This window comes from Ruegeria sp. BHSA163, from assembly GCF_059613365.1.
In genome coordinates this window covers 41,764-54,872 of record NZ_JBXWSJ010000001.1, presented here as the reverse complement: position 1 = coordinate 54,872, position 13,109 = coordinate 41,764, and the positions used below count along the sequence as shown (strand labels likewise).

Below are 13,109 nucleotides of genomic sequence, written 5' to 3'. Positions count from 1 at the left end.
GGAGGGCATGAATGAGCGATGTGGTTCTAATTGAAAAGGTTGATACCGAGGCTGAGCTTGACCGGTTGGCACGACACTACAAGTCTGCCGGAGGTGCAGGGGTAAAGTTGCTGAATCGACTTGGAGGTACGGCCGAATCGTTGTTGGATCAGTTGCCTGAGCCTGTAAGGGAAGGCCTGACAGAGGCGACAGAGCAGGCACTTTGGATAGCCATGCGTGCTGCTCAGGGCTCACGGAGGGCTGTCGCAGACCAAAGCCCATGGGTGAATACAGCTGTGGCAACCGCCATGGGAGCTGCCGGTGGTATTGGAGGAGTGACCTCGGCGTTGGTGGAACTTCCGGCAACTACGGCGATGTTGTTGCGATCAATTCAAGGTGCCGCAGTCCGCGAAGGCTTTGATCCAGAGGAAGAAAATGTAAAGTTCGACTCAATTCGCGTTCTGTCTGCTGCGGGTCCGTTGAGTGAGGATGATGGGGCGGATTTGGATTTCCTTTCTGCTCGCCTGACACTGGCGGGCCCCACAATGCAACGCATGATCGCTGCAATCGCACCGCGTTTTTCCGTTGTCTTGGGTCAGAAGCTGGCGGCCCAATCGGTGCCAGTTCTGGGGGCGTTGGCAGGAGGCGGTACCAATTTTATTTACACACGTTATTACCAACAGATCGCGCAGGTCCATTTCGGTCTACGCAGACTGGCTATAGACGCCGACATACCCCACGACGAACTCGTGCGTAAATTGTCGCACCGCATGGTGAATTGAAGCTGCCTCAATCGCTCTCATTTGGCACTATTCCCTTTATGTGGTAGAATGGGTTTCGAACAGTACAAGATAGGCCGTTTAACAAGGTTTTTGTTTTGAGACAGGCCGCATCCGTTGATGGATATTGAACGAACGATACAAGCAAGTGCAAAGGTCGCTAACCTTCCGGTTTTCGAGCAATCTGCAGCATTGTGTTATCGGTTTGCAAAAGGGAAGCCGGAAATCCTGTTGATCACGACACGCAGGTCGGGGAAATGGATTATACCAAAAGGATGGCCAACCAAAGGTTTGACAAGCGGCCAATCTGCTGCGCTTGAGGCTTGGGAGGAGGCTGGCGTTTCTGGAATGTGCGCCAATGCACCGCTCGGCCAGTTTAGTTATGTCAAGACACGCTCTGGGGTGGGGCCAGCGCAGTTTGTTGTTGATGTTTTTCCTCTGCATGTGCGTAGGCTCTCGGCAAAATATCCAGAAAATGACGTACGTAGACGCAAGTGGTATTCGCCCAAAAAAGCATCGCACCGTGTAATTTTACCCGGACTGGCGGTGTTGCTTCAGGGATTTGCGCCTAAACTTAACTGAACGACTACCGGAAAGACTTGATCTTGCTCATCGGCTCAGTATCTATTCGCCAACCAAGGGTTTGGACCGAATTATGATTCAATACGCACTTAAATGTAACTCTGGACACAGCTTTGACAGTTGGTTTCAGTCTGCAGAGGCCTTTGACAAGCTTGCCTCTGCAGGAATGGTGAGTTGTGTCGTTTGCGGTAGCACGCGGGTTGAAAAGGCGATTATGACTCCTCGGGTAAGACCGGCACGGCAGGCTGTTCAGGTTGCTGACAAAACTGATGTGAATTCGGTCGATGAGGCAACGGTTAAACCTGACGTCGAAAGTGCCTTGACCGAGTTGCGTCGGAAGGTCGAGGAAAACTCGGATTACGTCGGCAAAGCGTTTGCCAGTGAAGCGCGCAAAATGCACCTGGGCGATGCGCCTGAGCGTGCAATATACGGTGAAGCAAAACCGGAAGAGGCAAAGGCGTTGATCGAAGATGGCGTCCCTATAGCGCCTTTACCTTTCGTTCCGACTAGAAAAACCAACTAGTTCATGCATGTCGTCATAACTGGGGCTAACCGCGGGATCGGTAAAGCTTTGGCAGACGTCCTAAGAAAGCAGGATCATCAAATTACAGGTACGGCTAGGGACGGCAGCGCGGAAGTCACGTTGGATGTAACCGACGCAGTGCAACATGTTGCAATGGCCGAGAAACTTGAAAGCCGACCGGTTGATCTGCTGATTTGTAACGCTGGGGTATATTTGGACAAGGGGCAAAAGGCTGATGGCTACCCTTCTGAGATGTGGGCCCAAAGTTTCGCGACAAATGTAACCGGTGTTTTTTTGACTATTCAGGCATTGCTGCCCAACTTGAAAAAAGCTCGTGGAAAAGTGGCGATACTGTCGTCTCAAATGGCGTCGCACACGCGAGCTCCAGGCGGCAGTTATATTTATCGCGCCTCAAAGGCCGCAGTCTTAAACTTAGGCCGGAATTTGGCTACGGATTTGCGACCGGATGGTGTTGCGGTTGGGATTTATCACCCAGGTTGGGTTCAAACTGACATGGGGGGTCGCGCTGCTGATGTTTCAGTCAATCAGGCTGCAAACGGCTTGATGGAACGATTTAACGAGTTATCCCTCGAAAATTCGGGGTGTTTTGAGACCTGGGAAGGTCACAAGCATCCTTATTGAGAATTCAGCGCAGCCTTTGGAATTTCGTATACTTCACCTGGTTCGATGAAAATAACCATAATATCGCCAAGTGTCTCATAAGACAGTTTTGACGTCGAACTGCTTGAATCCGGTATGCCGTTAGTAAAATAGATATTGCGAACTTCACCGGTTGGCAAAAGCACTGCCAGTGTGGCCGTCCCGTCATCACGGCGACGCAACTCAGCATTGCAGCTCTGCAAGGATGCTCCTGCTGTCGCAGCACATGGGACAGTGCCCAAAGCGTTCTTTCCATCTGTTCCGGACTGAGTCGCAACCTGCGCGATGACAGGAGATGAGAGCAGTGAAAAAGCCAAGGCAAAACGCAGCATAGAAATCCTCATGATCTAAGCGGTCGTTTCTACGCTGACACCGCCCGTCCGTCTTGTAAAGGTGCGCTATCATTACAACAAAGCCTACTTGCCCTTGCTGCCCCCCTCGCATAATAGGCACGGGAACTGAATTCAAAGGCGCGGAGACACCAGCCCCCATGCCCGTACTCGTTATGAAATTCGGCGGCACTTCGGTTGCCAATCTTGACCGGATCCGCCGCGCGGCAAAGCGCGTTGGCGTAGAGGTGTCCAAGGGATACGACGTTATCGTCATCGTCTCAGCAATGTCGGGAAAGACTAATGAGCTGGTGGGATGGGTCGACGAAACATCACCGCTGTACGATGCCCGGGAATATGACGCGGTTGTATCATCTGGGGAGAATGTCACCGCCGGCCTGATGGCCCTTACATTACAAGAAATGGATGTACCCGCACGCAGCTGGCAAGGCTGGCAGGTTCCGCTGCTGACGAATAGTGCGCACAGCCAGGCTCGGATCGAGGAAATACCGACCGACAACATAACGCAAAAGTTTGGTGAAGGTATGAAAGTCGCGGTGGTGGCTGGCTTTCAAGGTCTCAGTCCCGAAGGTCGGATAACCACGCTGGGTCGCGGAGGTTCTGACACCACAGCTGTTGCCTTTGCCGCAGCGTTCGACGCAGAACGATGTGACATCTATACCGATGTAGACGGCGTCTACACGACCGATCCGCGCATTTGCGAAAAGGCTCGTAAGCTTGACAAGATAGCATTTGAGGAAATGCTTGAACTGGCATCCTTGGGTGCCAAAGTTCTGCAGACCCGTTCGGTAGAATTGGCAATGCGTAACAAAGTAAAACTGCGCGTTCTTTCGAGCTTTGAAGAACAATCCGACGAGGCCGGTACTTTGGTCTGCGACGAGGAGGATATCATGGAATCCAATGTTGTGGCCGGTGTGGCCTATTCCCGCGACGAAGCCAAAATGACGGTCGTTTCAGTTGCCGACCGTCCCGGCATCGCGTCGATCATATTCTCTGCGCTTAGTGATGAGGGCATCAATGTCGACATGATCGTCCAGAACATCTCGGATGAAGGGCGTACGGACATGACTTTCTCCTGTCCTACCGATCAAGTGGCGCGAGCGGAAAAAGCGCTTCTTGCGATCAAGGAAAAAGGTGAACTGAACTACGCCGAGCTGGTCGCAGATACCGATGTTTGCAAGGTCTCGGTGGTAGGTATCGGTATGCGGTCGCAATCTGGTGTGGCGGCGAAAATGTTCAAGGTGCTCTCGGATGAAGGGATCAATATCAAGGTCATCACAACCTCTGAGATCAAAATTTCCGTTCTAATCGACAGGAAATACATGGAACTTGCGGTTCAGGCACTGCATGATGCCTTTGAACTGGACAAGGCGGCCTGAGTATTTCGACCTGCGGGTGCGCCTGATACCATAGAGCAAAGAGCGATGGCGGACGGCACCGAAACTGAGTCCCGCAAGCTGCTGAGACGGCTGCGTGAAGAGATGGCAAGCGAAGCCGCCGGTCAGGAACGCCTTGACCGGATTACGCACCTAATTGCAGATAGCATTCGTAGCGAAGTGTGCTCGATTTATTTGTTTCGAGATCAAGACACGCTTGAGCTTTGCGCTACCGAAGGCTTGTCGCCTGAGGCGGTCCACAAAACACGCATGCGGATGGGCGAAGGCTTGGTTGGTCGCGTTGCCAAAAGCGGGAAGGTTGTAAACACAGCCAATGCGCCTTCGGCCAAGGGGTTCCGCTATATGCCGGAAACGGGCGAAGAGCGGTTCTCGTCGTTTCTTGGTGTTCCGGTGCAGCGTTTGGGGGAAACTCTGGGTGTGCTGGTCGTTCAGTCGCGTGAAGCACGGGAATTTACAGCTGACGAAGTGTATGCTCTGGAAGTGGTCGCAATGGTTCTGGCCGAGATGGCTGAACTGGGCGCATTTGTCGGAGAAGGCGCGGCGCTTTCCCCTTTGCACCAACAATCGGTGCAACTCAGTGGCGGACCTGCTCAGGAGGGCTCGGCTGAGGGTCATGTGTGGCTCCACGAACCGCGCGTTGTAGTTACGAATCCAATCGCCGAAGATCCGCATAGAGAACGTGAGCGACTGAGCGATGCCGTTGAGGAATTGCGTGTGGGCGTCGATAAGATGCTGGAAATCTCGCAGGGCGGTGACAAAGAGCAGCTGCAGGTGCTCGAAGCCTATCGCATGTTCGCTAATTCCAAAGGCTGGATGCGCCGGATGGAAGAGGATATTGCGCTTGGCCTAAGCGCCGAGGCGGCGGTCGAGAAGGAACAATCTCAGGCTCGTGCCCGCATGGGGCAGGTCACAGATCCGTACTTAAGGGAACGGTTGGCAGATCTGGATGATCTCTCGAACCGGTTGCTGAGAATTCTGACAGGGCAGGGCGGGACCAATGGCAAGGATCTTCCTCCCGATCCGATCCTGATTGCCCGCAATATCGGGCCCGGCGACCTTCTGGAGTATGGTCGGTCCTTGAAGGGGATTGTGCTGGAAGAAGGATCGGTTGGTAGCCATGCAACGATTGTTGCCCGGGCGCTGGCGATACCGTTGGTTGTTCATGTGGGGCGGATAACAACTGAAGCTTTGAACGGAGACCATATTCTGGTCGACGGCGATAACGGGGTTGTTCATCTGCGGCCGGAAGACACTGTTGTCACAGCCTTCCGGGACAAGGTCGCAATGCACGCAAAGGCGCAGGAACGCTATGCGTCGATCCGTGAAACGCCCACAGTAACTCAGGATGGTGCGCGCATTAGCCTTGTTATGAATGCGGGTTTGATGGCCGATTTGCCGTCGCTTGGGACGTCGGGCGCTGAAGGTGTTGGGCTTTTCCGGACCGAGTTGCAATTCCTGGTACGGAATCAAATGCCGAAACGATCCGAACTTGTAATGCAATATCAGAGAGTTCTGGATGCAGCTGGCGATAAACGAGTCGTTTTCCGTACTTTGGATATCGGGTCAGACAAGGTTCTGCCGTACATGAAGCATGTGGACGAACCGAATCCCGCGCTGGGCTGGCGTGCGATCCGTGTCGGATTGGACAAGCGCGGCGTGATGCGGATGCAATTGCAGGCCCTGTTGCGGGCAGCAAATGGTCGTCCATTGACAATCATGTTCCCGTTTGTTGCACAGGCCGATGAATTTCGCGAAGCGCGTTGGGAGGTCAATAAAACTATCGAGCGTGAGAAAAAATTGGGCCACGTGCTACCCGAAAAGCTGGAAGTCGGGGCAATGCTCGAGACACCTTCGCTTGGCTTTGCGCCACAGAAGTTTTTTGAAGAGGTGGACTTTATTTCAATCGGTGGAAACGACCTGAAACAGTTCTTCTTTGCAGCAGACCGCGAGAATGAGTTGGTGCGCCGTCGGTATGATACTCTGAATGTCAGTTTCCTCAGTTTCATCGAGCGTATTGTTGAACGGTGTGAAATTTCGAAAACACCTCTCAGTTTCTGTGGTGAAGATGCAGGCCGCCCGGTAGAGGCGTTGTGCCTTGCGGCTATGGGAATGCGCACTCTGTCCATGCGTCCGGCGTCGATTGGCCCGGTCAAAAGTCTGTTGCTGCGCTCAAATCTGCAGGATGTGCGCAAGATCATCGCTGATTCCCGCCACAGAGGTGAACAGTCCGTCCGCCCGGCTGTAATGGACTGGCTGCGCCATCAGGTCTAAGCTTGAAAATCGTGCATTTTCCCGATTTCCAGCTTGCTTTTTGCGTGCCACCTTTCTATTCATTCGGTGAATGTTAGCGATAACAATTGGCGGTGTAGATGCTATAATGCACTCCATCCGGTTCATGCTTACGTAATATGTCGCGTTAAGCTGAATACACGAACTCGAAGAGGAGCCTGAAATGGTTTCACGCGTAATTCCAGTGGATCCGTTTGACCTGGTATTATTCGGCGCGACAGGTGATTTGGCGCAACGCAAAATCTTGCCGGGGCTTTACCATCGTTTCGAAGTCGGCCAGATGCCTGAGGACGCTCGAATAATCGGATCTGCGCGTTCCGATATGGACAGCGATGGTTTCCGGGAATTGGTGCGGAGGTCTATGCAAGATTTCGCCCCTGAATTCAAAAAAGAAACTTTGGATCAGTTTTTGAACCGCGTGGAATATGTTCCGGTAGACGCATTAGGTGAAGCTGGCTGGGCGGAGCTGACCAAAACCTTGCGTCCGAAAGTCGTGCGTGCATTTTACCTTTCAGTCGGGCCCAGCTTATTTTCGGGCATCGCCCAAAGTCTGAACGACCATGGCCTGGCCACTAAGGACAGCCGCATTGTGGTTGAAAAACCCTTTGGCCACGATCTGGCATCAGCTCAAGCGTTGAATCTGGGGCTGCGCGCTTGTTTCGAAGAACATCAGATTTATCGCATTGACCACTATCTGGGTAAGGAAACCGTCCAGAACCTAATGGCTTTACGTTTTGCAAACTCTCTGTTCGAGCCGCTTTGGAACGCGACCCACATAGACCATGTTCAAATCACAGTGGCAGAAACGGTCGGTGTCGAGGGGCGTGGGGCTTACTATGATCAGTCCGGTGCCATGCGTGACATGATTCAGAACCATTTAGTTCAGCTGCTCTGCCTTACCGCGATGGAACCTCCCTCTAAGTTTGCACCTAACTCCGTGCGCGATGAAAAGGTCAAAGTTATTGAGGCGCTGGAACCCGTCGCGCAAGCCGATATCGCACGCGGTCAGTACCGCGCGGAAAAAGGTGAAGGCGGCTATGTCGATCACGTCGGCAATCCGTCCAGCCGTACCGAGAGCTTCATTGCGCTCAAAGTGCATGTTGGTAACTGGCGCTGGGCCGGGGTTCCTTTCTATTTAAGAACTGGCAAGCGATTGCGTGCTCGTGAGTCTGAGATTGCCGTGTTCTTTCGCGACCCGCCACATACGATTTTCCCGAATGTTGGTCCCTTGCAGGGCAACGTGCTTGTGATCCGCTTGCAACCAGACGAGGGCATCACCTTGCGCACTACAATCAAAGACCCCGGACCGGGAGGTTTCCGCCTTTCTGACGTAGCTCTGGACATGAGTTTCGCTGACGCACTGGGTGACGAGGCCCGGGCGCCTGACGCCTATGAGAGGTTGGTGATGGACGTGATCCGCGGTGACCAGACATTGTTCATGCGTGGGGACGAGGCTGAGGCTGCATGGGCCTGGGTGGACCCGATCATTCGTGGGTGGGAAGAACGCGGCGATCGGCCTTCGCGTTATGATCAGGGAAGTTCCGGGCCAGAAGAGGCGTTGATGCTAATGCATCGGGACGGACGCCGCTGGCGTCAAATCGGAGGTTAGGAATGGTTCATTCAGTCATTGCCGATGTAACCCAACGGATCATCGATCGCAGCGCGCCATTGCGTGGTCCGCACCTGGAACGGATGGAGCAAGCGAAGTCCAAGGGCCCCGCCCGAGGACATTTGTCCTGCAGCGGTCAAGCCCACGCTTACGCCGGGGCCGGCGAAGATCAACAAGCCATGGCAACGAGCACCGCGGGCAATCTGGGCATTGTAACCGCCTACAATGACATGCTTTCTGCGCATCAACCGTTCGAACGTTATCCTGAACTTATTCGCCAGGCTATCCGTGTTGCTGGTGGTACAGCGCAGGTGGCCGGTGGTGTCCCGGCGATGTGTGATGGCGTCACACAGGGCGAGGCAGGGATGGAATTATCCCTTTTTTCCCGCGATGTGATTGCTTTGGCGACAGGAGTTGCGCTCAGCCACAACACCTATGACGCTGCCGTTTTTCTGGGGGTGTGTGACAAGATTGTACCGGGACTGGTGATCGGTGCGCAGGCATTTGGCCATCTTCCTGCTGTATTTTTGCCCGCGGGTCCAATGACCAGCGGCTTACCGAATGATGAAAAAGCCAAGGTTCGCCAGAAATTCGCTGCAGGCGAAGTTGGCCGCGAGGAACTCATGAAGGCCGAAATGGCCGCCTATCACGGACCGGGTACTTGCACCTTCTACGGAACCGCCAACACCAACCAAATGCTTATGGAGTTCATGGGTCTGCACCTGCCAGGCTCGAGCTTTGTTAATCCTAACACACCCTTGCGTGACGCGTTGACCGAGGAAGGCGCCAGGCGTGCATTGTCTCTCAGCGCGCTGGGCAATCATTACACGCCTGTCTGTCAGATTCTCGATGAACGCGCTTTTGTGAACGGGATTGTTGGCTTAATGGCCACCGGAGGGTCAACGAACCTGCTTATCCACTTGATTGCGATGGCGCGGGCAGGGGGTATCGTTCTGGATTGGCATGATTTTTCTGAAATTTCTGCCGTTGTACCATTGGTCGCGCGTGTTTATCCAAACGGGTTGGCCGATGTGAATCATTTCCACGCGGCAGGAGGTTTGGGTTTCGCGATCGGCACCTTATTGGATGATGGCCTGTTGCACCCTGACACACTTACCGTGGCGGGGCAGGGTCTGCATCGTTATACGCAAGAACCCAAGCTGATCGACGGAGAGCTTGCTTGGCAAGACGGCGCGGGCCACAGTTTGAACGAAAAGATCGTCCGCCCGGCATCGGACCCGTTTCAACCCACCGGTGGTCTGTCACGCTTGACCGGCAATCTCGGCACCGGTGTTATGAAAGTCTCGGCTGTTGCCCCTGAACATCAAGTTGTTGAGGCGCCCGTGCGTGTGTTTCATGATCAGGACGATGTCAAAGCCGCATTCAAAGCCGGAGAATTCACCGATGACGTCATTGTCGTTGTTCGCTTTCAGGGGCCAAAGGCAAATGGAATGCCCGAGCTGCACTCGTTAACGCCAATCCTTTCGATACTGCAGGGGCGTGGACAAAAGGTGGCTCTGGTCACCGATGGCCGCATGTCGGGGGCGTCCGGAAAGGTTCCAGCAGCGATCCATGTCTGCCCCGAAGCGCTGGATGGCGGAGCTATAGCTCGCCTATGCGACGGTGATGTTCTGCGCGTGGATGCCGTTAAGGGAGAGCTGGAGATTTTGACGCCCGGTGTTCTCGACCGCGCTTCGGCGACGGCTGACTTGTCGGCCAATCAACTCGGGGTGGGTCGAGACCTTTTTGGAGCATTCCGTAACGCCGTCGGTTCTGCCGACGCTGGTGCCAGTATTTTTGGAGCCTGACAAATGACATCAAAGACAGATCGCACCCGCGAAATTTGCTCGCTTGCCCCGATCGTCCCGGTTTTGGTTGTCGAGGATGCTGCACAGGCCAGTCCGCTGGCCGAAGCATTGGTCGCTGGCGGGTTGCCGGCCCTTGAGGTTACTTTGCGCACCCCCGCAGCACTGGATGTAATCCGTGCGATGGCCCAAGTGCCAGGCGGTGTGGTAGGCGCCGGGACCCTGATTACCCCCGAAGATGTATGCAACGCTAAAGAGGCAGGGGCTCAGTTCGGTGTTTCGCCCGGCGCTACGGACGCGTTAATCGCTGCGTGTGAGGCAGAAGGCCTGCCGCTGTTGCCCGGCGCAGCCACGTGCAGCGAGGCGATGCATCTTTTGGAGCAGGGATACGACATGCTTAAGTTTTTCCCGGCTGAAGCCTCCGGAGGGGTGCCCGCGCTGAAAGCCATCGGCGCGCCGTTACCACAAATTAGCTTTTGTCCCACCGGCGGCGTTTCCACTGCGAACGCAAAGGATTATTTATCCCTCCCCAATGTGGTTTGTGCCGGCGGTAGCTGGGTGGCGCCCAAACAGATGGTTATTGACGGCGATTGGTTTGGAATTGAGGCGCTTGCCCAAGAGGCATCAAAGCTGATGGATTGACGCCGCTGGAACCTTCGTTAGGGTTAGCGTCAATTCAAACAGGTTGATCCCATGAAAAATCCCATCTCTCTCGCGCAGGGACGCGAGTATTTGGCCATTCCCGGCCCCTCAGTCATGCCTGACGTTGTTTTGCAGGCCATGCACCGCGCGTCGCCTAACATTTATGAAGGCGAACTGATCGACATGATGCCTGATCTGACCCGTGATCTTTGCGGCGTTGCGCGCACTGACCACCAAGTCGCGATCTATATTGCCAACGGTCACGGTACTTGGGAGGCAGCGCTTTCCAATGTTATAGCTCCGGGCGACATTGTACTGGCCCCGGCATCGGGATTGTTTGCTCACGGATGGGCCGAAATGGCGGCGGGAATTGGGGCGCAAGTCAAACTCATCGACTTTGGCACGTCGTCACCTTGGGATTTTGACCAGATTGCAGAAACACTGCGTGAGGATTCTGCGCATGATATCAAGGCTGTATTGGCGGTGCATGTGGACACTTCCAGCTCGATCCGAAACGACATTCCCGCGTTGCGCGATTTATTGGACGAGTTGGATCACCCTGCCTTGTTGATGGCAGATTGCATAGCGTCATTATGCTGCGATCGGTTTGAAATGGATGCCTGGGGCGTCGACGTGATGGTGACGGCATGTCAGAAGGGGTTGATGACACCTGCCGGGGTTGGTTTTGTTTTTTTCAACGACAAAGCGCAGGCTAGACGCGCACAGATGCCCCGTGTTTCGAAATACTGGGACTGGCAACCGCGCTCAAACCCTGATCAGTTTTACCAGTTTTTTAATGGAACGGCGCCGACGCAACACCTGTACGGTTTGCGTGCCGCTTTGGACTTGATACACGGCGAAGGGATAGAACACATTTGGGCTCGTCACCGGCAATTGGCAAAGGCTGTTTGGGTTGCGTGTGAACGTTGGTCCGAGGGTGGCGCACTTCAAATTAATGTTGATGAGCCGACGCATCGCAGCCACGCGGTAACTGCATTGCGCCTGACCGAAGGGCGAGGCACGGCATTGCGAAACTATTGCAAGGATCAATTAGGCCTGACCCTTGGCATTGGCCTTGGCATGGAGGACAAGGAGTCTTGCTTTCGTCTTGGACACATGGGTCATGTTAACGGTCAAATGATCCTGGCGATGCTTGCAAGTATCGAGACGGGCATGGCCGCGCTGGACATACCAAGAGGTTCGGGAGCTGTCGAAGCTGCTGCCTTGGTATTAGCGAAACAGAGTTAACGAGCGTTCGGGAAGTCGGCTGTGATCTAGTTTGGTCTGTTTCAAGTGTTCAGACCCGACGCTGCGGCAAGCGCCAGAGGCAAAGCTTTGGCAAATGCATCCATGTCCGACTGTTCACCGCAACTAACACGGATACAGCGGTTTTGTGGCGAGGCGAAAGGCATTCGGACGAAGATTTCCTGTTTCACAAGCTCATCCAGAACTGTCTTGGCAAAGGCGCCATCACGCCCGCAATCGATGGCCACAAAATTTGTGGCCGAAGGCAACGGCTTCAGACCGTTGGAACGGGCTATTTTGTCTATCTGATCTCGCGCTCTTGCGATGTGACCTTGCACTTCAGTCAGCCAAATTTGGTCCCGCAATGCCGCCAACGCACCCACCTGAGCGACTCGGTTCATTCCAAAATGATTTCGAACTTTGTTGAAGGCTTCGATCAACTCCGGTGCGCCGATAGCATATCCAACCCGTGCGCCAGCCATGCCGTAGACCTTTGAAAAAGTACGCAACCGTATAACACGCGTATCGTCTTTTGCGATCTTTGCGGCAGTGCCCGGCGGCGCGCATTCTACATAGGCCTCATCCAATACCAACAGACAGCCGTCGGGTAACGCGTCCAATGCGGTCATGACGTCCGAACCGGAATGCCAGCTTCCCATAGGGTTGTCGGGGTTTGCCAGGTAAACCAGCTTGGCATCCACCTCTGACGCTTTGGCAAACAACTTGTTCGGGTCTTCGCGGTCATCTGAATAAGGCACTTTGTGGATGTCGCCACCGTACCCGGCAACGTGGTAGTTGAATGTCGGATAAGCACCGTCAGATGTAACAACCGTATCACCGGGAGCAATCATCAACCGCACCAGATAGCCCAGCAATCCATCGATGCCTTCACCCACAACGATGTTTTCGGGTTCCACCTCGTGAAACTCGGCCAGCGCATGGCGCAAATCATGATTTTCTGGATCGCCGTACATCCAAATATCGGCAGTTGCCTGCTGCATCGCTTGAACCGCCCGAGGCGAAGGGCCAAAAACGCTTTCGTTTGCGCCCAACCGCGCCACAAACGGGGCGCCTCGTCGACGTTCTTGTGCCTCTGGGCCAACGAATGGCACGGTTGCTGGAAGGGATTCGGCAAGAGATGTATAACGCGGATTGTTCATGCAGGCAGATAAACGCAAGGTAGCTTTCCCGGCAACCTTGCATGCTGCATTGACGAGCTACAATCTGTAAGCAACTTAGAAGGAGGGCC

Annotated in this window: 12 protein-coding genes; 10 read left to right on the top strand and 2 right to left on the bottom strand. The window is 54.3% G+C overall.

What is annotated here, in order from left to right; all coding sequences use genetic code 11:
* Nucleotides 1-11 precede the first annotated feature (11 nt).
* The 4 genes from AC2FNV_RS00275 to AC2FNV_RS00260 all read left to right on the top strand — a co-directional run bounded on the left by AC2FNV_RS00275 (nucleotide 12) and on the right by AC2FNV_RS00260 (nucleotide 2,505).
* Complete coding sequence (locus AC2FNV_RS00275; protein ID WP_170604733.1) at nucleotides 12-761, top strand: EcsC family protein; 750 nt, start codon at nucleotides 12-14, stop codon at nucleotides 759-761.
* 117 nt (nucleotides 762-878) lie between these two features.
* The gene (locus AC2FNV_RS00270; protein ID WP_170604735.1) at nucleotides 879-1,340 is read left to right on the top strand and encodes an NUDIX hydrolase; all 462 of its coding nucleotides are present in this window, start codon (nucleotides 879-881) and stop codon (nucleotides 1,338-1,340) included.
* Between the two features lie 73 nt (nucleotides 1,341-1,413).
* Nucleotides 1,414-1,863 (top strand): DUF1178 family protein, encoded by a 450-nt coding sequence (locus AC2FNV_RS00265; protein WP_170604737.1) that lies wholly within the window; start codon nucleotides 1,414-1,416, stop codon nucleotides 1,861-1,863.
* A 3-nt stretch (nucleotides 1,864-1,866) separates the two neighbouring features.
* The gene (locus tag AC2FNV_RS00260; RefSeq protein ID WP_170604739.1) at nucleotides 1,867-2,505 is read left to right on the top strand and encodes an SDR family NAD(P)-dependent oxidoreductase; all 639 of its coding nucleotides are present in this window, start codon (nucleotides 1,867-1,869) and stop codon (nucleotides 2,503-2,505) included.
* Here the strand turns inward: AC2FNV_RS00260 and AC2FNV_RS00255 are convergent.
* Nucleotides 2,499-2,855 (bottom strand): hypothetical protein, encoded by a 357-nt coding sequence (locus AC2FNV_RS00255; RefSeq protein ID WP_496772106.1) that lies wholly within the window; start codon nucleotides 2,853-2,855, stop codon nucleotides 2,499-2,501. The genes AC2FNV_RS00260 and AC2FNV_RS00255 overlap by 7 nt on opposite strands.
* Before the next feature lie 158 nt (nucleotides 2,856-3,013).
* Between AC2FNV_RS00255 and AC2FNV_RS00250 the strand changes: the two genes are divergently transcribed.
* From AC2FNV_RS00250 to AC2FNV_RS00225, 6 genes are all read left to right on the top strand, one after another.
* Nucleotides 3,014-4,252 (top strand): aspartate kinase, encoded by a 1,239-nt coding sequence (locus tag AC2FNV_RS00250; RefSeq protein ID WP_170473560.1) that lies wholly within the window; start codon nucleotides 3,014-3,016, stop codon nucleotides 4,250-4,252.
* Between the two features lie 45 nt (nucleotides 4,253-4,297).
* Complete coding sequence (gene ptsP, locus AC2FNV_RS00245; RefSeq protein ID WP_170604743.1) at nucleotides 4,298-6,541, top strand: phosphoenolpyruvate--protein phosphotransferase; 2,244 nt, start codon at nucleotides 4,298-4,300, stop codon at nucleotides 6,539-6,541.
* Nucleotides 6,542-6,722: 181 nt separating this feature from the next.
* On the top strand, nucleotides 6,723-8,168 hold the full coding sequence (zwf, locus tag AC2FNV_RS00240; RefSeq protein WP_170604744.1) for a glucose-6-phosphate dehydrogenase: 1,446 nt from the start codon (nucleotides 6,723-6,725) through the stop codon (nucleotides 8,166-8,168).
* Between the two features lie 2 nt (nucleotides 8,169-8,170).
* On the top strand, nucleotides 8,171-9,976 hold the full coding sequence (gene edd, locus AC2FNV_RS00235) for a phosphogluconate dehydratase (RefSeq protein ID WP_170604747.1): 1,806 nt from the start codon (nucleotides 8,171-8,173) through the stop codon (nucleotides 9,974-9,976).
* Nucleotides 9,977-9,979: 3 nt separating this feature from the next.
* Nucleotides 9,980-10,615: a bifunctional 4-hydroxy-2-oxoglutarate aldolase/2-dehydro-3-deoxy-phosphogluconate aldolase gene (eda, locus tag AC2FNV_RS00230; protein ID WP_170604749.1), complete on the top strand. Its 636-nt coding sequence runs from the start codon at nucleotides 9,980-9,982 to the stop codon at nucleotides 10,613-10,615.
* 51 nt (nucleotides 10,616-10,666) lie between these two features.
* Nucleotides 10,667-11,863 carry a pyridoxal-phosphate-dependent aminotransferase family protein gene (locus AC2FNV_RS00225; protein ID WP_170604750.1) on the top strand — a complete coding sequence of 399 codons (1,197 nt, stop codon included), beginning with the start codon at nucleotides 10,667-10,669 and terminating at the stop codon, nucleotides 11,861-11,863.
* A gap of 41 nt (nucleotides 11,864-11,904) precedes the next feature.
* Here the strand turns inward: AC2FNV_RS00225 and AC2FNV_RS00220 are convergent, their stop codons facing one another.
* Entirely contained in the window at nucleotides 11,905-13,020 is a 1,116-nt protein-coding gene (locus tag AC2FNV_RS00220) for a pyridoxal phosphate-dependent aminotransferase (RefSeq protein ID WP_170604752.1), read from the bottom strand.
* Between the last annotated feature and the right edge of the window lie 89 nt (nucleotides 13,021-13,109).